The organism is Sphingomonas alpina (assembly GCF_014490665.1).
Taxonomy (GTDB): domain Bacteria; phylum Pseudomonadota; class Alphaproteobacteria; order Sphingomonadales; family Sphingomonadaceae; genus Sphingomonas; species Sphingomonas alpina.
Genome location: NZ_CP061038.1, coordinates 257,774 through 278,650, shown reverse-complemented (window position 1 = coordinate 278,650; position 20,877 = coordinate 257,774). Strand labels below are relative to the sequence as shown.

Genomic DNA, 20,877 nt, shown 5'->3' with positions numbered 1-20,877 from the left:
CGCTTCATGGGCCAGCCCTCCGCAGGCGGCAAGCATCGGCTCAACGCTTCAACTGTTCGGCAAGCCAGCGCGAAGCGTCCTCGATCGCACGCGCGGCGAGCGGTGCAATGCTCGCCGCCTCGATGAAGCTGTGCGTCGCGCCCGGATAGACCCGCGCCTCGACCGCCACGCCCGCTGCAGCGAGACGCGCCGCCATCGCGCGATTCTCGTCCGCCAATATGTCGCATTCGGCAATGCACAGGAACGCCGGCGGCAAGCCGGTCAGGTCAGCGAGCAGCGGCCGGACATAGGGATCGTTACGGTCCGCATCGCCGAGATAATCGTCCCAGAACGCGTCCATCTCGTCCGGGTTGAGGATATAGTCGTCGCTGTCGAACCGCGCGTGCGATGCGCACCGCGCGGTGTCGAACGCACCGTAATTGAGCAGCATCGCACTGATCCAGTCGCGGCCGGTATCGCGCAGCCGCAACGCAGTCGCGAGCGACAGATTGCCGCCGGCGGAATCGCCGCCGATCGCGATCCGCTGCGGATCCAGCCCAAGCGCAGCCCCCTCGGCGCGCAGCCAGCCAAGCACGGCGTCGATCTCGTTCAGTGCCTGTGGATAGCGCGCCTCGGGGCTGAGGCTATACTCCACGCCAAGTACCGCGCAGCCGCTACGCGCGGCATAATCGCGCATCAGCCGGTCATGCGTGTCGATGCTGAACAACACCCAGCCGCCGCCATGGAGATAGACCAGCACCGGCAGGTCCGGCGCATCGCCTGGCCGGTGGAGCCGGACGCGCACGCCCCCCACCTGCAGCTCGCGAGTCGACGCCATCACCGGCCCGCCGATGTTCCACGGCTCCCGTACCAGCGCCGCGATCCGCCGGCGGTCGGCGACATCGACCGGGCCGTCCGCACCGTGACGCGCATAATCGGCCATCACCCGGCGATGGAAGACGCGGATATCGGGATCGAGATCGTCGGGCATCACGATTGCCGGGCTGCACGCATCATCTGCGACAACGGCGTGTCGCCAAGTGCGGCGACGATCTCTTCGAACGCCGTGGCGGATTCGTCCTGGCCGAGTTTGAACTTGGCCTCGGCACGAATCACTGTCGCGCGGAATGCGACAATATGCGGGAGCATCTTCGCATAACGATCGCCCATCGCCCCCACGGTCCAGGCATCCGCCTTCCGGCCTTCCAGCACATTCACCAGTTCGGCGATCGCGCGGTCGTTCTCCTGTGGCAGCAAGCGAATGTCGACCTCGAACTGCGCGACCGCATAGTTCCAGGTCGGCGCCCAACCTGGCGTCGACACCCAGGCGGGCGGGATATAGGCATGCGGCCCCTGGAACAGAATCAGCGCGCGCGGCTGGTCGCGTACCATCGCCGCTTGCGGATTGGCGCGCGCGAAATGGCCGAAGAATTCGACTATTTCGCCGGCTTCATTGGTTTCGGGCAGCAGCGGCAACGGCGTCGTCGCATAACCCTCGGGGCCATGCGACACGACCAGCGCGAGCATTTGCGCGCGCACGAACGCGGCGACATCGGCCGGCGAACCGGGTGAGAATTTGCTCTTCATCGCTGTGGCACGGCGCCCCATTTGCGCTCCGCCGCCCAGATGGCGAAGGCGTGAAACAGCGCTTCCTGCGCGAGGGCCGCGGACGCGCCCGACGCGCCCATATGCCCGCCGGTGGTCGCGATCCGCGCCATCACCGGATTGCCCGCGGTGGTCAGCGCCCGCGCGCGCACCGCGAACTTGAGCGGCTCGTAGAAAGCGACGCGTTCGTCGGCGACGCTGCCGGTCGCAAGCAAGGCCGGATAGGCGGCGGGCTTCAACTGGTCATAGGGCGAATAGCTCGCGATATAGGCATATTCCGCCGGCACGCGGGGATCGCCCCAGATCGGCAGCGCGGTCAGGCCGAGCGGATGGCTCTCGAAATAGTCCATCGTATTGAGTGGGTCGACGAACGGCACCTGCGCGATCACGCCCGCCCAGAGATCCGGCCGCATCGTATAAACCGCCCCCATCAGCAATCCGCCGGCCGAATAGCCATGCGCGACGATCCGGCCCTTGGCGGCATAGCCCCCGGCGATCAGATGCTCGGCACAGGCGATGAAGTCGGTGAAGCTCTTCTTCTTGCCGGTCTTGAGCACCGACCGCCACCAGTCATTGCCGCGCTCCGCACCGCCGCGAACATGCGCGATGGCATAGGTCCAGCCCTGGTCGACCAGGGCGATCTTGCCGGCCTCGAACGCGGCATCGACAGTCGCGCCGTACGAGCCATAGCCGTAGAGGAACAAGGGCGCCTTGCCGTCCTTCGGCATGCCCTTGCGGCGCAGGATGGTGATCGGTACGCGCACGCCGTCGTCGGTCTGTGCCTCGATCCGCTCGAGATCATATTTGCCCGGATCATAGGCCGGATTGGCCACAGCCGGTTTTGCCGGAGCCGATGCCCCGTCCTTCAGTGTCAGGCGATAAGGGCGCGGCGCAAGGCGCGGCGATTGATAGATGAAGGACAGCGCCGACGCTCCCCAGCCCTGGCCGTGCGGCACCGACAGGGCATAGGCCGGCTCGTCGAACGCAACCTGGCGCTCCGTGCCATCCTTACCCATCATCACCAGGCGAGGCAGCGCGTCGCGCCACTCCTCGCGCACCATCACGTCCCTGAACGGATGGATCGCGGCGATGAAACGGCCGGCTTCGTGCGGCACCCACTCCTGCCAATGCGCGCGGCCCGGCGTCGCGACCGGCGCGGTCATGATCTTCATGTCGATCGCGCCATCGACATCGGTCAGGATCACCAGCCGGTCGTTCCAGTGATCGACATCGTAACGCAGGTCGGGCGCGCGCTTCTCGACCAGGACAGGTTTCGCCGTCGGATCGCTCGCCGGGACCAGCCAGGCTTCGGTCTGTGCGCTGTTGGCCATGCGGATCACCACGAAGCCGCCCGAGGCGGTGGTCTTCAGCTCGATGAAGAAGGCCGGATCGCTCTCGGCATGGATTTGCACGTCCTTGCCGCTCTGCATGTCGCGCCGCCACACCGAATTGGGATGGCCATTGCCGTCGCGGCCGACCCAGAAAAGGTAACGGCCGCCGGCATCGAAGGCGAAGCTGCCATGGCTTTCGTCGATGTCGGTCACGACCATCTTGCCGGTCGCGATGTCGCGCACACGGATGCCGAATATGCCCGATCCGGTCAGGTCCTGCGACCAGCCGAACAATTTCTGGTCGGGGCTGTGGAAGGTGCCGCCCCAGTGCAACGCGAAGAACGGTTTGCCCGCCGCCTCGGCGCCGACATCGAGCAGCACCTGCTCCGCCCCGCCGCCGACCGGGCGGCGCGCGAAGACCGGATATTGGCTGCCGGCCGGCTGGCGCTGATAATAGAGATAGTCGCCATCCTCGACCTCGATCGGCGCGGCGGCGCCGGCCTCGACGGCATGAGTGCGCGCCAGCAACGCCGCCTGCAGCGGCTTCGACGGTGCGAGCATCGCATCGGTATAGTCGTTCTCGGCCTTCACCGCGGCGGCGATCGGGGCGTCGAGCGTTGCGGGATCGCGCAGCACCGCATGCCAGTCCTTCGGCCGCATCCAGGCATAATCATCGTTACGCTGATGGCCGAACTTGCCGACGATCGTCGGTACGCGCGCGGGCTGTGGCGGCACCGGCCAGCGCGGCTTGGCGGCCAGCGCCACGCCCGGCCTGGCGACCGCCCCGGCGGCCAGGGCCAGCATCGATACGCAAAGATGTCGCCGGTCGATCATGTCATTCCCATCCAGATGGCGCGGGGCGGCCGACTTTGCCGGCCACCCCGCCTGTGGATCACATCGCCCAATTGGCCTGCAGGCCGAAGGTGCGCGGCTTGACGATGAACCGGCTCGCGCCGGATCCGAAATCCTGATAGCCGAAGGTGATGGCGCGCTTGTCGCCGATATTCTCCGCGAACGCGGCGATCGTGAACTCGCCGATCTTCGCCGACACCCGCGCGTCGAAGATATGATAGGGCGCAAAGGTCGTGTTCTCGTTGAGGAAACCCGGCGAGCGCGACACATAGCGGTGCAGCAGGGTCACCGTCGGCGCCGCCGCGCCACCGAAATTATAAGAGGCGGTATTGGAGATGCGCCACTTCGCCGCAGAGGGCAGCCGCTTGCCCGATGCCAAAGGGGGCACCGCGGTCGGAATATCCTCGGTCAGCTTGGCGTCGAGATAGGTCAGGTTGGATGCGAGCGACAGGCCGCCCAGATTGAGCGTGGCGGATGCTTCGGCGCCATAGATCTCGGCGGCACCGGCGTTGGCGCCATAGGTCAGTCCGTCACCCATCCGACGCAGCCGGACCTGCAAATTGGTCCAGTCGATATAGAAGCCGGTGACGCTGACGAAGAGCTTGCGGTCGATCAGGCTGAAACGCGTGCCGACCTCATAATTCCACAAACTGTCCGACGTCGTACCGGCTGGGATCGGCGAGCCGGCGAGCTGCGGCAGCGTGTTGGGCGATCCGAAACGATAGCCCTTCGAGGCCAGCGCATAGAACATCAGGTCAGGATTTGGCTGAAACTTGATCGATGCCTTGGGTGCGAAGCCCGAATCTTCGACGCGGTAGGGTGGATTGATCACCGTGCCGCCGGCAAAGATGCCGAACTGGTCGGTATAGGTATCGGTCTGGGTACGGAACAACCGGCCGCCGCCAGTGATGGTGACCGGGCCGAAATGCAGATTGGCCTCGCCGAACAGCGCATTCTCGTCGCCCTTGGTGTGCGATGCTCCATAATAATATTCGTCGCCGCGCGTCAGGCCCGCCGCGACCTCGGCCGGATGCGCCGCGGCATAGCCGGGCGACGACAGATGTTCCTGAAAGCCCTTGGTCGTGTCGATATGCGTCGCGCCGATCAGCCAGTCGAACGTCTCACCCTTGGGCGACGCGAAGCGGACTTCATAGGAGAAGGTGTCACTCTGCCCCGCCTGCAGGAAGTGGTGTGTCCCTGGATTCAGGCCGGCATAGAACGGGATCGAGGTGAAATCGTCATAGATGTCACCGGTCTTGCGATTGTACGTCCCGATCATAGTCGCAGTGGCGAAGCCGAAATCGTGATCGAGCCGCAGGCTGTGCAACTGCGTCTTGAAGATCATCGGGACTTCGAACTTGCTCGAACGCTGAAGCAGGCCAAGCCCGAGATTGCTGACGCTGGGATCATCGGTCCTGGTCTTCTGATACAGGCCGAGATAGCTGATCGTGGTATCGACGTCGGGCGTGAAGAAGATCGACCCGCGCATGCCGAACGTGTGGACGTCGTTCGAGCCCTTCACGCCAGTGCCGACATTGTCGATATAGCCAGTATCCACCCGCTGCGTCGCGACAACGCGCACCGCCAGCTTGTCCGCTACGATCGGCACGTTGATCATGCCCTTGGCGCGATAGTTCACCTCCCCGGCCGAAAAACGCGTGGTGCCGATCGCCCCTTCCGCCGCCGCATGAAAGCCGCTCGGATCGGCAAGGTTGGAGATGAAGTTGATTGCGCCGCCAAGCGACGCCGATCCGAACAATGTCCCCTGCGGCCCGCGCAGCACCTCGACCCGCGCTACGTCGAACGCGTCGATATCGGGAATGACGATGGTGTAGCCCGGCTCGTTCATCGGGATGTCGTTGATGAAATAGCCCGTACTGCCCTGTCCCTGATCAAGCCCCGCGGTGGTGCCGATACCGCGGATCACTGCGGCGGAATTGTTCGACGGCCCTTCATTGAACGCGACACCCGAGGTACGGGTGAGATAGTCTTTGAAATCCTGCGCGCCGATCGCCTCGAGCTGCGCACCGGTCATGGCGGACACGCCACCCGCGACATCGCTCAACCGTTCGGACCGCTTGCTGGCGGTGACAATGATGTCGCCCCCGCTTGCCGCAGCATCCTGGGCAGCCGGCTCAGTCTGATCAGTGGCCTGCGCCCAGGCGGGTGCAGCGCCAGCAACAAGCAGGGCAATCGCCGACACGGCGGGCAGGCAGCGCGATACGGTTCGAGTCATGGTTGGTCCCCTTTGATGATGCGAGCCGCGGCCATTGCCGCTTGCCCAGGCTGGCTTCGTTGAGCCCTTTCCGGTCAGCCGCTGTGCGGCCCGAAACGCTGCGTCCCGCCGACAAAGGTGCGCAGCACCTTGATGCGGGCGATGTCCGCCGGCGGCACAGTGCGCGGGTCGGCATCGAGTATGGTGAGATCGGCGAGATAGCCCGGCGCGATCAGCCCGAGCCGGTCATCCTGGAACCCGGCAAAGGCATTGGCGCTGGTATAGGCGGTCAGCGCCTGTTCGACCGTGATCTTCTGGTCGGGCAGCCAGCCATTCGGATTGAGCCCGTCGATCGTCGCGCGAGTCACCGCGGCATGGATTCCGGTGATGGGATCGAACGGCGCGACCGGCCAGTCCGACCCGAAAGTTACGCGCGCGCCGGCGTCGAGCAGCGACTTGAACGCATAGGTGCCGTGCAGCCGCGCCTCACCGATCCGTTTCACCGCCCAGCGGCCATCGTCTATCGCGTGATACGGCTGGACCGAGGCGATCACCTCCTGCTTTGCGAAGCGCGGGATCGCCGCGGAGCTGAGATGCTGGGCATGTTCGATGCGGAAACGCCGGTCGCGCTTGCCGTTGACGCGCGCGACATCGGCATAGATGTCGAGCAGTTCGTCATTCGCTTCATCGCCGATTGCATGGACGGTGACCGGCATGCGGTGCGCATCGGCGGCGGCAACCCATTTGGCGATATCGGCGCGCGGCGTCACCCGCACGCCGCGCGTGTCCGGCGCATCGCTATAGGGATCGCGGAACAAGGCGGTACGCGATCCGAGCGACCCGTCCATCAATCCCTTGACCCCGCCCCAGCGGATCCAGTCGTCACCCTTGCCTTCGGCCGCGACGATCGCCGCCATCTTCTCCCAATCGGCGATCGGCACGAAGGAATAGAAGCGCATATCGGGCCGGCCCTTCGCGCCGAGCCGCCGCAGCGCCTCGTACATCGACCAGTCGATCTCGGGCGAATGCGCCTGGGCGATGCCCTTGGAGAGCCCCTCGGTGATACCGCCGCGCAGCACATCCTCGATCCCGGCATGGTCGAGCTTGGGGATCGCGCGCTCGGCGAGCCAGGCGGCATTGTCCTTGAGGATCCCGGTCGGCTCGCCCGCCGCGTCGCGCACGATGACACCGCCTTCCGGCGCCGCCGTATTGCGGTCGATCCCGGCGATCTTCAGCGCAGCCGAATTGAGCAGGATCATGTGTAGATCGAGCCGCGACACCGCCACCGGATGATCCGGCGTGACTGCGTCGATCCAGGCGCGAGTCGGCAATTCGCCGCCCCAGAGCTGTTCGTCCCAATAGCCGCCCTCGACCCATTGGCCGGGCTTGAGCAGCCTTGCGGCGGCAGCCACGCGCTCAGCAAAGGCGGCCGGGGTTTTCGCCTCGCGCAGGCTCGGCTGGCGCAGCATTGCCGCGCCGCGCAGAAAATGCGTGTGATTGTCGATAAAGGCGGGTGACAGGAACGCACCGTCCAGGTCGATTACCCGCGTCGCTTTGGTCGTCGCGGCGCGAACCGGGCCTGCGCCGACCGCCGCAATGCGTTCGCCAACGATCCCTACCGCGGTGACCGCCGCACGCTCGCGCCGCCCGGTCCACACCCGGGCATTAACCAGCGCGATATCCAGACCCGGCGCCGCCGCGAACAATGGCGACGCAAGCATCATCGCGGCGCTCGCGCCGATGAACTGCCGACGATCGATCATGGGCACCTCCGGGAAGAAAGGGTCTGCGTCATATTTGTTATAGAGAGCTGACAAGGCGGATCACGAAACATCCAATTTCAGCATAGTGGACGGGTCCAATGGCAAACGCCGCTCATTCTCGGAGAACGGGAAAGGGTGCGCAAATCCGTATGCTGGGAGCGACCGACGAGAGATCGATGGCACTCGCCTGCCAAAAATCCCCCCGAAATCACGATGCCGGCATCTTAAGGCATGACAGTAAAATACTGTGGTGTTTGCGATGTGGTGCGTATTAGCTGTCGATGACCCCGGATTCCGAGGAAAATGCGCTGTTAACTGATCAGCAATCCGACATGGCCGCGCATGTCCGCCACTGGCGGCCGGCGCTGATGTCGTTCTTCCTCAAGCGCGTGCATAATCATGCCGAGGCAGAGGATCTGACTCAGGAAACTTTCGCCCGGGTATTCGGAGGATCGGGTGCTGAAACCGGCCTCCATGCCGGCTATATCTTCAAAGTGGCAGCCAATCTGCTGCGCGACCGCTCGCGCCGTTCGCGCGTGCGGACCGAGCAATATGACACGGTGTGCCTGCTCTACGGTCAAGGCGTCGACTGGATCGACCCGGAAAAGATTGCCGCGGGCCGCAGCCTTGTCGCGCAGATCATGCGGTCGCTCCGCGACCTGCCCGAACGCACGCGGACGATCTTCATTCTGTATCGCATCGAAACCATCGACAAGCGCGTCATTGCGGAAAGCTTCGGCATTTCGCCCAGCGCGGTCGAAAAACATGTGGCGCGCGCCACCACGCATCTGATGGCGCGAGCCCGGGAAATCTCAAAATGACCGCTCCCGCACATCAGGATCACAGCCAGATCGACGAACAGGCGGCGCTGTGGTGCCTGCGCCTCAGCGAAGGACGGCTCGATACCGACGAGCGCTGCGAATTCGATGCATGGATCGCCACGGACGACGCCCATGCCATGGCGTTCGAGGAAGCGGTGGCGATCTGGCATGGGGTGGAGGATGTTGCCGACACACCCGAGATGATCCGCTACCGCGCGGAGGCGGTGGAATCGCTGCGCCGCGCCAATGCGCGCCGCTGGGCGCGCACGCATTGGAGCATGGGCGGATGGGGCAGAGCGGCCGCCGCTTTCGCCGCAGTGCTGCTGGTGGCGATGGTCTATCTGCTGCACGATCCGATGACCTCCTATTCGACCGGAACGGGCGAACGTCGGGTCGTCATGCTCGACGACGGCACGCGCGTCACGCTCGATGCCGCAACGCAGGTCAATGTCCGGATGGACCATAACAGCCGGCGTCTCGAGCTGGTCTCGGGCCGCGCAAAATTCGACGTCGCGCATGATGCGATGCGGCCGCTCAGCGTGCTCGCGCGCAACCGTTTGACCCTCGCGACGGGTACGTCGTTCAGCGTCGAGCTGCTGGCAGAGCAGATGCGCGTCGTGCTGTATGAAGGCCGGGTCGAAGTGATGGCCCAGGCGAAGGACGGCACGCGGCGTACTATCTTGCCCGTGGCCGGGCAGCCCGGACCGACACTCGTGCCCGGCAGCGAGCTGATCGCCTCGACCAGCGCCGCCACAACCCGCATCGCGCCGACCGACGTCTCGCGGTCACTGTCCTGGGAAAGCGGCCAGCTTACCTTTGACGGCGAACCGCTCGCAGTCGCCGTCGACCGGATGAATCGCGACGCCCGCGAGAAGCTGGTCATCTCCGATCCGCGGATCGGGGCCTATGTCGTCAACGGCGTCTTTCTGGGTGCCGATGCCGACGCCTTTGTCGAAGGCGTGTGCGCGCTGCACCCGGTGCAAGCGAGGCGCGAGGACGGGCGGATCATCCTGTCGTACCGGGCGGCCTGAAGAACGGCAAACCACTCCTCGCTTTCAAGCGCCGAAATCAACGGTGCGCAGGTTAGAACGGAGAGAGATGAGATGAGATTATTGCCCACCATTTGCGCCGTGGCAGTGGCGGTGGCCAACATACAGGCGGCAAGCGCTACCACCTATACACCCGCAGGCACCTACGTCTTCCAGGGCTGGGTGCAGACGGTCAAGGGTTTCACACTCACCTGCATCCTCACAGTCACCATCACTGTTCCCGAAAGCGCGCCGGATGCCGATGGCACGGCATCCCACGGCCACAACGCCACCGCGACCCCGGTCCTGACCGCAGGCAATGCCCTATGTCCTGTGCAGATGTTCAGTGGCGCGCCGTATCCCGTGTCGTTCGACGGGACCAGCATATCGCTCAATAGCGTTGCCTACCTAGCCTTCGGTCCAGGCGGCTGCACCGGGACGCTCAGCGGTAAATGGAGCGGCAACACAGCCTCTCCCAGAGCCATCTTATTCAACACCAGCTTACCGGGCGACGGCGGGACAGCACCCTGTCGATTCACAGGCAACCTCAATCAGGTTTCGGGTGAGGCACTCAGTATCACCAACCCCTGATCTGCTCGACAAATCCAACGAGGTCCCCGCCTGCCCGGAGCGCATGGGTTCGCGCTCCGGGCATTTTTTTACTCGCCGTAACGGATTTAAAAAAAGCATCGAGGCAAGTGAGGGATAGACATTGATGTGCGTATTACCCTCTGATCGACCGTTCAAAAACGAACGGCGGCGATATAGGGGAGGTGTTACGAAATGCGGGATTCCTTGCGCGGTTATCTTTACTCTGCAACCGCAGTGATCGCGATCATGGCGCAGCCGTCGGTGGCCGCCGCGCGCACTCAGACATACCGGTTCAACATTCCGGCGCAGGCTTTGGGTAATGCGCTGAAGGCGTTCGGCGAAACCTCACGGCAGCAGATCATCTTCGACGCCGCGGCAGTGAACGGCAAGACCAGCCCGGCGCTGGTCGGCAGCTTCAGCAAGGACGAGGCGCTGTCGCGTCTGCTCACCAATTCCGGTCTGACGGTTCAGACCGGGCGCTCGGGCGTGCTGATCGTCCGGCCGGCGGTATCGGCTGTCGAGCCGATTCAAACTCGCCCGGCATCGAGCGATACCGCGGTCGGCGCCGCCACAGCCAGCCAGGAAGACACCAGCGACATCATCGTGACGGCGCAGAAGCGGGAGGAATCGCTGAAGGACGTGCCGATCGCCATCTCCGCCTTTTCCAAACAGTCGCTCGACGATCACAAGATCGAAAGCGGATCGGAATTGCTGCGTGCCGTGCCCAATGTGAACTTCTCCAAGGGCAATTTCAGCATGTACAATTTCTCGATCCGCGGGATCGGGACCAAGGCGATTTCGGCGTCGAGCGATCCCGCGGTGGCAGTCAGTTTCAACAACACGCCGCTGATCCGCAATCGCCTGTTCGAATCCGAATTCTTCGATCTGCAGCGCGTCGAGGTACTGCGCGGGCCGCAGGGTACGCTCTATGGCCGCAACGCGACCGGCGGCGTGGTCAATATCATCCCGGCGCTGCCGAGCGATAAATTCGAGGGTGATGCGAAAGCGGAAGTCGGCAACTATTCCACGCGCCGGCTGAGCGGCATGCTCAATGTGCCGCTCACCGATACTCTTGGCGTTCGCGTCGCCGGGTCGATGACCAAGCGCGACGGATTCGACTTCAACACCTTCAGCCAGAAGCGTGTCAATGGCCGCGACCTGTGGTCGACCCGCGCCTCGGTGCAATGGGAGCCGAGCGATCGGTTCAAAGCCAATGCGATCTGGCAGCATTTCTACGAGAAGGACAATCGCTCGCGCACCGGCAAGCAGCTCTGCTCGCGCGATGAAGGCCTCGCCAAGGTCGGCAACACGGTGGTGCCGGACGAATTGCGCGACCGCATCAGCCAGGGCTGCCGGGCCGTCTCGCTCTATGACGACAGTTCGTTCGGCGCGCCGAACGGCAGCAGCCTCGGCTATATCCTGGCCGGCAGCTACATCATCAATGCCGGGGTTGACCCGTTGACGGGGAACACCTTGCTCGGCCTTTTGTCGGGCGATCCCTATGCAAATGTCGTGCAGTCGCGCAACCTGCGCGAGATCGCAACCAGCTATGACCCGGTATTTCGCGCAAAGAACGACGTCTTTCAGCTGAATCTCGAGTATAAACTCACCGATTCTCTAAAACTCGTCTCGCAAACCGCGTATGCGCGCGATCGCTATTATTCGTCGCAAGATTATAACCGTTTCGTTTCCGGCTCGATCTTCACCGATACGACGGGATTGATTGACCCCTTCACTGGCCTGCCGATCCAGAACCAGGGTCAGGGTGCACCGGGCGGGATTTTCACCGACCCTCAGCTCGGGGCATCGAATCGCATCCTGTCCGCAGACTTGAGCCGCTCGCGCAACGACCAATGGACGCAGGAACTCCGCCTGCAATCGTCGTTCAGCGGTCCCTTCAATTTCAGCCTCGGCGCCAATTACCTGAATTTCAAGTCACAGGACGATTATTACGTCTTCAACAACATCTTCACCTTCGTTGCAGCCAATCTCTACAACCGAAACGGATTCACCCCACTGCCGTGCCCGCCCGGCACGACCACCGTCGACTGCGTCTATATCGATCCAAATCCGATCGGCTCGCTGAACGACCTCGGCCACAATTATTTTCTCAGCCGCAACATCGTGAAAACGGAATCATGGGCCGTTTTCGGCGAAGCGTATTGGGAAGTCGCCGATAACATCAAGATCACCGCCGGGCTCCGTTTCACCAAGGATGACAAGACCGCGACACCGGTCCCCAGCCAGCTCCTGCTTGGCGGCGCACCGGACGTCGGCAACAGCGGCGGCTTCGTCAACAGCGGCTATCCCAGGGATCCCGACATCAATCAAAGCTGGTCCCGGCCGACTGGACGTCTGGTGGTCGACTGGAAGCCCGACCTCGCATTCACAGACGACACACTGATCTACGCGTCTGCGTCGCACGGTTACAAGGGAGGTGGTGCGAACCCCCCGCGCGCCAACATCAACCCACGGATCGTCCAGTATCAAGCGCTGCCCGGGACCTTCAAACCGGAATATATCAACGCGTTCGAGATCGGCACCAAAAACAGCTTTGCCGGCGGCAAGTTGAGTTTCAACGCAACCGCATTTTTCTATGACTACAAGGATTATCAGGTTTCCCAGATCGTTGATCGCATCTCGCTCAACGAGAATTTCGACGCGCAAAGCTGGGGCGTGGAACTCGAGGCCGCATGGCGCCCGTCACGTGCATTCCGGGTCGATGCCAATCTTGGCTATCTCAGGACTCGGCTCAAGAAAGGCGCACGGTCGATCGACGTGATGAATCGCACCCAAGGCAATGAAGATTGGGTGGTGCTGCGTCCCTGGATCCAGGTTCCGTCGAACTGCATCGCGCCGCGTGACAAGGTTGAGGCCATTCTCAATTCCCCCCTGGCGGGACCATTCGGACTCCTCGCGCTCGGTGCATTGTGTGGCGGGTCCAAGGGTTACGGGTCGTTCACGCCTGGCGCCGACACCATCCTGCCGTTCAATGCCTTTTTCGGCTTCGATTATAATCCCTTGACCGACGCCCCTAATGGCGGTCGCGGCTTCTATGCCGATCTCGAGGGCAATGAACTGCCCAACGCGCCGCGCCTTACCGCCAATATCGGCGCCCAATACACCTTCTTCATCGACGATTGGAACCTGACCTTCCGCGGCGATTATTATCGCCAGTCAGCGAGCTGGGGCCGCGTCTACAACACCGCCTATGATCGGTTGAAACCGTGGGACAATACCAACCTGGCGATCACATTTGCGCGACCGGAATCTGATCTCGCCTTCCAATTCTATATCAAGAATGTGTTTAACAACACGCCCATCTCCGATTTCTTCACCAACAGCGATGACACCGGACTGACCACCAACGTATTTACACTGGACCCCCGCATCATTGGTTTCAGCGTCAGTAAGAAATTCTGATTTTTTTGGATATAAAATCTTGGTAAAACGATGAGTATGGTAGGAATATATGCCAACATGCACTTAACATATCCACTTATGCGGCCAATTTTTCGCATTATACTCTAATAATTCTTAGTGACACCAATTGTCCTAGTAATGAGTCATTACTGGGAAGATTAGTTTTGATTCTATTAAATATAAAGTATCGCTCCAATATTATTTATCCAACAATATTGACATCGATGTGAAAACTGTACATTGTTTTTAGGCACCCAATTCAATGAGTGCGAATCACAATTCGAAACCAGGAGAGTTGAGATGAAATTATTTTCTGCAATTTGCGCCTCTGCATTGGCGCTGGCTGGCGCAGGCACTGCCAACGCGACCACCTACACCCCGGCAGGCACCTATGTGTTCCAGGGTTCGGTGAACGTGAACAAGGGCATCGCTCTGACCTGCGTGCTCAAGCTCACCGTCGTCGTTCCTGAAGCGGCACCGGACGCTCATGGCACCTTCTCGCATGGCCACACCGCCACCGCGACGCCGGTCCTGAGCGCAGGCAACTTCCTGTGCCCGACGGTGACCTTCAGCGCCACGCCGTATCCGGTCTCGTTCGATGGCACGAACGTGACGCTTTCCGGCGTTGTCGTGAACACGATCACTCCGGGCGGCTGCAGCGGCAGCATCAGCGGCGTCTGGAACGGCGGCGCGACACCTCGCAGCATCTCGCTTAATGCCTCGCTTCCCGGCGGCGGCACCTCGGCGCCTTGCACGATCGTCGGCACCATCACCCAGATCTCGGGTCCGGCCGGCCTCACCATCACCAATCCCTGATTGGCGGTGAAATAACGACAACATTCCTCCCGACTTGCCTGGGCGCGCTCCTCCGCGCCCAGGCATTTTTTTCGATACGGCACTCAGATCACCAGTTTTGAATCGCGAACCCGGCAACAGGAGAGTTGAGATGAAACTGATTTCGGCAATCTGCGCTTCTGCGCTGGCGCTCGCAGGTGCAGATAGCGCTCACGCGACCACCTATACCCCAGCGGGCACGTCCGTATTTCAGGGTACGGTGATCTTTACCAAGGGCGCGCCCTTCAGTTGCCCGTTCAAAATCACGATTACCGTTCCCCAGGCAGCGCCGGACGCCCATGGCACCGCCTCGCACGGCCATGTCGCGACAGCGACTCCGGTATTCAGCGGCATATGTGCCGCGACGGCCTTCAACAATATTCCCTATCCGGTGTCGTTCGACGGGACGAACATATCGCTCCAGAATGTTCTCATGATTTTTGTCGCCCCGGGCACGTGCAGCGGGACTATCGTCGGCTCATGGGGCGGCAACACAGCCATGCCCCGAAACCTTTCGGTAAACACATCCCTGACCGGCACAATGTCACCCCCCTGCACGATCGTTGGCACGCTCAACCAGGTTTCCGGGTTGCCGCTGAACATCACCCCGTGATCGATGGACAAACGACCGATTAACCTTTCAACGGCCAAACGACTGAAATACAAAAAATATACGCAGGAGAGCGACCATGAATAAGTTCATCACGCTATGCGCCGGCGCAATATTGTTCGGCGCACCACCTGTCAGTGCACAGACCTTCACGCCGATGGGAACATATTTGATCACCGGGCCGGTTACGGTGTCCAGGGGCGGTATCAACATGTCTTGCACATTGAACGTCACGCTCACCGTGGCAGCAACGCCCTCAAGCACGGCATCTGCGGTTCCGCAGCTCCAGCCGGGCGCTATATTTTGCCCAACCTTTACCTTTACCAGCACCCCATATGCCGTCACCTATAACGTCGCAAATGCAACAATATCGATGAGCGGCGTCGTCATCGGCTCATGCAGCGGTACGGTCACCGGAGCATGGAACAACTCGTCCAAAATTCTGACCCTCAATGCGACTCTGCCCGGTGGCTGCACAATCAACGGGCAGTTGACGGCGCCCAGTTCGCTGGAAATTTACTGAAACCCAACCGTCGACGGGTTCCCGCCATCCACCTGATCCATCTGCAATCTCCGGATTGCCGGATAGCGCTTCTGTGGCGCAGATAGTTCTGGATCGGAGCGTGCGGCTCATTCATTGTCGGGCCTCTGGGGGCGGGTTTCGACATGATCAGGCAGTACGAAACCGATATTGACAGCCATGCATATTCGGGGCTCTTCTCTTCCGGCACGTGGGAAAAATAAATGCTGGAAGTGACCAATGTCGGAAAAGCCTATGGGCCGCCGACACAACCAATCCCGGTGCTGAAAGATGTTTCGTTTTCGATTCCGCGCGGCGCATTCTGCGCGGTCCTCGGTCCTTCGGGTTCGGGCAAGAGCACATTGCTTAATATCGTCGGCCTGCTCGACAAGCCCGATAGCGGCCAGGTCATGCTTGACGGCGTCGCGGTGGATTATGGGTCGGCATATGAGGCGGCGCGACTTCGCAATGCCATGCTCGGCTTCGTCTTCCAGTCCTTCCAACTGCTGCCGCGGCTGCCCGCATGGCAGAATGTCGCACTGCCTTTGCTCTATCGCGGCATTCCTCGCGAACAGCGCAAGGCCGCTGCGCTGGCCATGCTGGAGCGCGTCGGGCTTGCCGATCGCAGCCACCACCGCCCGACCGAATTGTCCGGCGGCCAGCGGCAGCGCGTGGCGCTGGCGCGGGCACTGATCGGCGAGCCGAGCCTGATTCTCGCTGACGAACCGACCGGCAGCCTCGACAGCATCACCGCAGTTGAGGTTATGGCCTTGTTGCGGCACCTGAATCGCAGCCTGGACGTCACGATCCTGATGGTGACGCATGACCGCGATCTGGCCGCGCAATGCGATCGGCAGATCGAGTTTCTCGACGGCCGGATCATTTCCGACAGCGTATCGCCTGCAGCACCACGTCCGGTGGACGCATGACGGCCATATCCGTCACGGCATCGGGCGCGCCGCTTGGTGAGATATTCGCCGAGGCTTTTGCCAATCTGTACAGTCAGGGCATTCGCTCCGTACTCGCGCTGCTGGGCATCACGATCGGTACTGCATCGATCATTGCCATGCTCAGCATCGGCAATATGGGGCAGCTCGAAGCACTCAAGAGCTTCAAGAATATGGGGGTCGATATGCTGCAGATCCGCGCGGCGCCGAACGGCAGCGGCGCGGCCGGCTTCGACCGTCGCCTGGTCGACGCATTGCCCGGCAACGATCCGGACATCCTGGCGGCGATGCCCTTGTCGATCGGCCGTGAAACTGTCGCGACCGGCGGAAAGACCGCAGATTTGGCAACGGTCGCCATATCACCCGGCTTTGCGACACTCGCCAGACTACCGCTGCGCATCGGGCGCCTGATCGGCGATGCCGACGAGTGCGGACTGGTCGCGGTGGTCGGAGACGGCGCGACGACGAAATTGTCGGCACCGGGCGCCGCACTTCTGCCCGGGGCGAAGATCGCCGTCGGCAATTATGCCTACACGGTGATTGGCATATTGGGGGCGACGCCCACCGAAGCGATGAACCCCGCCGATTACAATGATGCGGTGTTCGTGCCGTTCGGGTGCAGCCGCCGCGTCATGCCGGGCGGTGACCCCAATACGGCATTGATCCAGCTCAAACCCGGCACCGATTCGGTGGCGGTGGGCGAGCGGGTGAAGACGCGCCTTGCCAATGCGACCTCTGTACTGACCATCGTCGATGCGCGCGCGCTGGTGACAATGATGAAGGCGCAGATGGGGGTTTATACCCGCCTGCTCGCGGCGATCGGCGGCGTCTCGCTGCTCGTCGGTGGAATCGGTGTGATGAATGTCATGCTGATGAGCGTGATGGAGCGCCGGCGCGAAATCGGTCTGCGCGCGGCAATCGGCGCGACACCGCGCGACCTACAGCTGATGTTCCTGATCGAGGCCGCTGTGCTTGCTCTGGTCGGGGGCATTGTGGGCGTGGCCCTGGGCGTCGGCGCGTCTTATTTCATGGCGCGGGCGATGCACTGGAGCTTCGCAGTAGCCCTGTATGTGTTGCCACTCGGCACAGGTGTTGCCGGTATCGTCGGCATGATGTTCGGCCTGTATCCAGCGATCACGGCGTCCCGGGTTGATCCGATCGAGGCGCTGCGTGCGGAATAGGCGCCTGATAGGGCTTTATGTCGGGCACCGAGACCGGCTCGGCCAGGCTCGGCTGGGCTACCGGGCGTTTGAGTTCCTTCGGCGTGGCACACCCGGCAAGCGGCATCAGCAACGCGACGGCGACCATACCGGTTTTCATCATGTCCATCGGCTCCTCAAGCGCATCATCACGGTGAGCTGCATTCTCGCTCTGGGTAACGCCGTGACGGCCGGCGCGCAAATGGTGCAGCCTCTCCCCTCCCCCTATTCCTCGCCAATCCCGCCGCCGCCATCGCAGCCGGTGCCGGGCGGCGCACCGATCACCATCGGCCTGACCGAGGCGGTGGCGCTCGGCTTACGCGACAATCGCACGATCAAGTCGGCCTATCTTTCGCGCATCACCCAGAAATTCGACCTGTTCGTCGCCGGCACCCGATTCCGGCCGCGCATCAGTATTGCCGCCGATGTCGCCACCGGACGCACCGGCGGCGTGTTCAGCACCACGTCGAACGTCAGCCCGCAAGTGACGATGCTCGCACCGACCGGCGCGTTCGGAGGGTTTTCCTGGACACGAAACGACCGCTTTCAGGACGGCAGACGCTATACCGGCGAGACCAGCTCGCTCACGCTTACCCAACCTTTGCTGCGAGGCGCTGGCGCGGTCAATCTCGCTCCGATCCGGCGCGCGCGCCTGCAGGAGCGGATCAACCAGCTCGGACTGCAGAATACCGTCTCGAATGTCGTGAGCAGCATCGTCTTCTCCTATCGCGCGCTGATCCAGGCGCAGGAGCAGATCCGGCTGGCCGAACTGGCCCTGCAACGCACCAAGGATCTGCTCGCGACCAACCGCGCGATGATCGAGGCCGGGCGCATGGCCGCCGCCGATATCGTGCAGACCGAATCCGGAGTCGCGAATCAGGAAGTCGCCCTCCTCCAGGCCGGTCAGGCGAGGGCGTCGGCCCAGCTGGCGCTGCTCCAGCTGCTGGCGCTCGATCCACGCACCAATATCGTCGCCGGCGATGGCATCGATACCGATCATGTCGCGATCGACCTCGACAAGGCGCTCGAACTCGGGCGCGCGGCACGAATGGACGTGCTGTCGTCGGAACTGGCGGTGGAGCAGAGCCGGATTTCGCTGAGCGAAGCAAAGAATAATCGCCTGTGGGACCTGTCGGCAAAAGGCAGCCTGTCTCGCTTTCAGGGCAACAGCGCGTTGCAATCGCCGTTGGACGGCAAGACCGACAGCCGCGTCGGCCTGACTCTCAGTATCCCGATCTGGGGGGACTATGGCGCGAAGCAGGGCGAGATCAATGCGACAATCGGGCTGCGACAGGCCGAGCTCAATTATCAAGACACCAGCCAGGCGGCCGAATCGCAGATTCGCGACGCGGTGCAGAGCGTCGAGGCGAGCTGGCTCCAGCTTGAAGCCGCACGTCGCGCCCGGTCATTGGCGGCGCGAGCGCTGGACATCCAGCGCGAGAAGCTCAAATTCGGACGCGCGTCCAACTTTGAGGTATTGTCTTTCGAGGCCGACCTTCGCGCCGCGGACGCGCAGGAATTATCGGCGCGGATCAACTATCTCAATCAATTGACCTCACTCGACCAGCAAATCGGAAGTACGCTCGATACATGGAAGATCGACCTCAACGACTGAACCGGTTCATTCCGAAAACGCGTCGCGGCAGGATCGCTGCGACGCTGGCGCTGCTGTGCGGCCTGCTGGCGATCTGGTGGCTCTGGTCGGGGGACGACAGTGCGCCATCGGCGGGCGCGCTCATCGAGAAAAGCCAGGTGGTGAAGCGCGAACCCTTCGCCTCGACACTCAACGTGATGGGGACGATCGCCCCCGGCAACGGTATCGACATCACCGCGCCGTTCGACGGCACCATCAAGTCGATCCGCTTCGCATATGGCGACCTGGTCAACCAGGGCCAGGCACTGGCCGAACTCGACCTTTCCGAACTGGAGCAAAGCCGCAATGAAGCGGAAAGCGCTTATCTGAAGGCAGCGCAGGCATCCAACGACATGACGTCCTGGACCAGCGGCCCCGAAATGTCCCGCGCCCGGCGCGCGGTGGCCACGGCGATGTTCGAACTGAAAGATACCGAGAACAAGCTGCGCGAGACCAAGGCGCTGCTGGATCGCGGACTTGTCCCGCGGTCCGAATATGACGGCATGGTGCAGCAGGAGCGATCAAGGAAAACCTCGCTTGAAACAGCCCAGGAAGATCTGGAAGCAACTTCGCGTCGCGGTCAGGGGCCAAACCGCCGCATGGCCGAGCTCGAGCTGAAGAATGCGCAACTCCGTCTGGGAAAACTGGCGGGCCAGTTCGGCAGCGCGATCCTGCATGCACCTGATGACGGGATCGTCGTGCGCCCGCCGGTCGGCCAGGGCGAGGGCGCGGCCAGCGACCCGCTGCATGTCGGATCCAGAGTCTCCAAGGGCCAGCTGATCGGCACGATCGCTCGCGCCGGTGGGCTCGGCGTGTCTTTCCGACTGGACGAGGCCGATATCAACCGGATCAAGACCGGCATGCCGGTGACGGTCACCGGGCCCGGCTTCAACGACCTCTCGCTTGCCGGACAGATCTCCAGTGTCGCCGGCGAGGCCGGCAAGGACTCGGCAGCAGGCACCGGGAAGGCGAGTTTCACCGCGACCGCCCGGCTCGATGCCCTGACTCCCGAACAAGCCCGGCGCGTCAAGATCGGGATGACCGCGATGGTGATCGTGATCGCTTACAGCAACCCGAACGCGATCGTCGTCCCCCCCCGAAGCAGTGCAAGGTGCCGCACCAGCAGCGACCGTCATGGTGCGGGATCGCAAGACCGGGAAGACGGCCCCCAGAACGGTGGGACTTGGCCTTGTATCGCCCACCGGTGCCGAAATTCTCTCCGGCCTGAAGCCTGGCGAGGAAGTGGTGTGGTCCGTTGCGGCGCCCCCTGCTCCGGTAACGCCTTGATCCTGCCTCCTCGGCGGCTTTCGAACGCGACCCTGTCGAAACGGCTGGCGCGGCGCCACAGGCTTTGCTAGTCGCTCGACGTTACAGGCACCCGTAGCTCAGCTGGATAGAGCGCTGCCCTCCGAAGGCAGAGGCCAGAGGTTCGAATCCTCTCGGGTGCGCCACACTCTCGTGGCTACCACACCACAATATGCCAGAGCCGGCTTTCACTGCCGGCACATTGCATGTCACTGACCGGG

16 protein-coding genes and 1 tRNA gene are annotated in these 20,877 nt (G+C 62.6%); 12 read left to right on the top strand and 5 right to left on the bottom strand.

What is annotated here, in order from left to right:
* Positions 1 to 40 precede the first annotated feature (40 nt).
* The 5 genes from H3Z74_RS01165 to H3Z74_RS01145 form a co-directional block, all read right to left on the bottom strand.
* Complete coding sequence (locus H3Z74_RS01165) at positions 41 to 970, bottom strand: alpha/beta hydrolase fold domain-containing protein (RefSeq protein WP_187762206.1); 930 nt, start codon at positions 968 to 970, stop codon at positions 41 to 43.
* A complete protein-coding gene (locus tag H3Z74_RS01160) occupies positions 970 to 1,587 on the bottom strand; it encodes an FMN-binding negative transcriptional regulator (protein WP_187762205.1) in 618 nt (205 codons plus the stop codon). Before H3Z74_RS01160 ends, H3Z74_RS01165 begins: the two co-directional genes overlap by 1 nt.
* Entirely contained in the window at positions 1,563 to 3,719 is a 2,157-nt protein-coding gene (locus tag H3Z74_RS01155) for a S9 family peptidase (protein WP_187762204.1), read from the bottom strand. The genes H3Z74_RS01160 and H3Z74_RS01155 overlap by 25 nt, the downstream gene beginning before the upstream one ends.
* 88 nt (positions 3,720 to 3,807) lie before the next feature.
* Entirely contained in the window at positions 3,808 to 6,003 is a 2,196-nt protein-coding gene (locus H3Z74_RS01150; RefSeq protein ID WP_187762203.1) for a TonB-dependent receptor, read from the bottom strand.
* 74 nt (positions 6,004 to 6,077) lie between these two features.
* Positions 6,078 to 7,745, bottom strand: a complete 1,668-nt coding sequence (locus H3Z74_RS01145) for an amidohydrolase (RefSeq protein ID WP_187762202.1) — start codon at positions 7,743 to 7,745, stop codon at positions 6,078 to 6,080.
* A 281-nt stretch (positions 7,746 to 8,026) separates the two neighbouring features.
* On the opposite strand from H3Z74_RS01145, the gene H3Z74_RS01140 reads away from it, so the two are divergent.
* The 12 genes from H3Z74_RS01140 (at position 8,027) to H3Z74_RS01085 (ending at position 20,802) form a co-directional block, all read left to right on the top strand.
* On the top strand, positions 8,027 to 8,566 hold the full coding sequence (locus H3Z74_RS01140; RefSeq protein ID WP_187762201.1) for an RNA polymerase sigma factor: 540 nt from the start codon (positions 8,027 to 8,029) through the stop codon (positions 8,564 to 8,566).
* On the top strand, positions 8,563 to 9,597 hold the full coding sequence (locus H3Z74_RS01135; RefSeq protein WP_187762200.1) for a FecR family protein: 1,035 nt from the start codon (positions 8,563 to 8,565) through the stop codon (positions 9,595 to 9,597). The genes H3Z74_RS01140 and H3Z74_RS01135 overlap by 4 nt, the downstream gene beginning before the upstream one ends.
* A gap of 72 nt (positions 9,598 to 9,669) precedes the next feature.
* Entirely contained in the window at positions 9,670 to 10,185 is a 516-nt protein-coding gene (locus H3Z74_RS01130) for a hypothetical protein (protein ID WP_187762199.1), read from the top strand.
* A gap of 192 nt (positions 10,186 to 10,377) precedes the next feature.
* Positions 10,378 to 13,608 (top strand): TonB-dependent receptor, encoded by a 3,231-nt coding sequence (locus tag H3Z74_RS01125; protein ID WP_229726812.1) that lies wholly within the window; start codon positions 10,378 to 10,380, stop codon positions 13,606 to 13,608.
* A gap of 300 nt (positions 13,609 to 13,908) precedes the next feature.
* On the top strand, positions 13,909 to 14,424 hold the full coding sequence (locus tag H3Z74_RS01120) for a hypothetical protein (RefSeq protein ID WP_187762198.1): 516 nt from the start codon (positions 13,909 to 13,911) through the stop codon (positions 14,422 to 14,424).
* 130 nt (positions 14,425 to 14,554) lie between these two features.
* Complete coding sequence (locus tag H3Z74_RS01115; protein WP_187762197.1) at positions 14,555 to 15,055, top strand: hypothetical protein; 501 nt, start codon at positions 14,555 to 14,557, stop codon at positions 15,053 to 15,055.
* Between the two features lie 76 nt (positions 15,056 to 15,131).
* Entirely contained in the window at positions 15,132 to 15,575 is a 444-nt protein-coding gene (locus tag H3Z74_RS01110) for a hypothetical protein (RefSeq protein WP_187762196.1), read from the top strand.
* Positions 15,576 to 15,796: 221 nt separating this feature from the next.
* Positions 15,797 to 16,501, top strand: coding sequence for an ABC transporter ATP-binding protein (locus H3Z74_RS01105; protein WP_187762195.1), 705 nt, complete (start codon positions 15,797 to 15,799; stop codon positions 16,499 to 16,501).
* Positions 16,498 to 17,700 (top strand): ABC transporter permease, encoded by a 1,203-nt coding sequence (locus H3Z74_RS01100; protein ID WP_187762194.1) that lies wholly within the window; start codon positions 16,498 to 16,500, stop codon positions 17,698 to 17,700. Before H3Z74_RS01105 ends, H3Z74_RS01100 begins: the two co-directional genes overlap by 4 nt.
* Complete coding sequence (locus H3Z74_RS01095; protein ID WP_229726811.1) at positions 17,690 to 19,333, top strand: TolC family protein; 1,644 nt, start codon at positions 17,690 to 17,692, stop codon at positions 19,331 to 19,333. Before H3Z74_RS01100 ends, H3Z74_RS01095 begins: the two co-directional genes overlap by 11 nt.
* A complete protein-coding gene (locus H3Z74_RS01090) occupies positions 19,309 to 20,709 on the top strand; it encodes an HlyD family secretion protein (protein WP_187762193.1) in 1,401 nt (466 codons plus the stop codon). Before H3Z74_RS01095 ends, H3Z74_RS01090 begins: the two co-directional genes overlap by 25 nt.
* A gap of 16 nt (positions 20,710 to 20,725) precedes the next feature.
* A tRNA-Arg gene (locus tag H3Z74_RS01085) sits at positions 20,726 to 20,802 on the top strand.
* Positions 20,803 to 20,877 lie beyond the last annotated feature (75 nt).

Excerpts from the sequence above, each read along its gene's own strand:
- H3Z74_RS01165 (WP_187762206.1), bottom strand. The coding sequence starts at position 970 with ATGCCCGACGATCTCGATCCCGATATCCGCGTCTTCCATCGCCGGGTG.
- H3Z74_RS01140 (WP_187762201.1), top strand. The coding sequence starts at position 8,027 with ATGACCCCGGATTCCGAGGAAAATGCGCTGTTAACTGATCAGCAATCC.
- H3Z74_RS01135 (WP_187762200.1), top strand. The coding sequence starts at position 8,563 with ATGACCGCTCCCGCACATCAGGATCACAGCCAGATCGACGAACAGGCG.
- H3Z74_RS01150 (WP_187762203.1), bottom strand. The coding sequence starts at position 6,003 with ATGACTCGAACCGTATCGCGCTGCCTGCCCGCCGTGTCGGCGATTGCC.
- H3Z74_RS01120 (WP_187762198.1), top strand. The coding sequence starts at position 13,909 with ATGAAATTATTTTCTGCAATTTGCGCCTCTGCATTGGCGCTGGCTGGC.
- H3Z74_RS01115 (WP_187762197.1), top strand. The coding sequence starts at position 14,555 with ATGAAACTGATTTCGGCAATCTGCGCTTCTGCGCTGGCGCTCGCAGGT.
- H3Z74_RS01090 (WP_187762193.1), top strand. The coding sequence starts at position 19,309 with ATGGAAGATCGACCTCAACGACTGAACCGGTTCATTCCGAAAACGCGT.
- H3Z74_RS01100 (WP_187762194.1), top strand. The coding sequence starts at position 16,498 with ATGACGGCCATATCCGTCACGGCATCGGGCGCGCCGCTTGGTGAGATA.
- H3Z74_RS01155 (WP_187762204.1), bottom strand. The coding sequence starts at position 3,719 with ATGCTGGCCCTGGCCGCCGGGGCGGTCGCCAGGCCGGGCGTGGCGCTG.
- H3Z74_RS01110 (WP_187762196.1), top strand. The coding sequence starts at position 15,132 with ATGAATAAGTTCATCACGCTATGCGCCGGCGCAATATTGTTCGGCGCA.
- H3Z74_RS01130 (WP_187762199.1), top strand. The coding sequence starts at position 9,670 with ATGAGATTATTGCCCACCATTTGCGCCGTGGCAGTGGCGGTGGCCAAC.
- H3Z74_RS01105 (WP_187762195.1), top strand. The coding sequence starts at position 15,797 with ATGCTGGAAGTGACCAATGTCGGAAAAGCCTATGGGCCGCCGACACAA.
- H3Z74_RS01125 (WP_229726812.1), top strand. The coding sequence starts at position 10,378 with ATGCGGGATTCCTTGCGCGGTTATCTTTACTCTGCAACCGCAGTGATC.
- H3Z74_RS01160 (WP_187762205.1), bottom strand. The coding sequence starts at position 1,587 with ATGGGGCGCCGTGCCACAGCGATGAAGAGCAAATTCTCACCCGGTTCG.
- H3Z74_RS01145 (WP_187762202.1), bottom strand. The coding sequence starts at position 7,745 with ATGATCGATCGTCGGCAGTTCATCGGCGCGAGCGCCGCGATGATGCTT.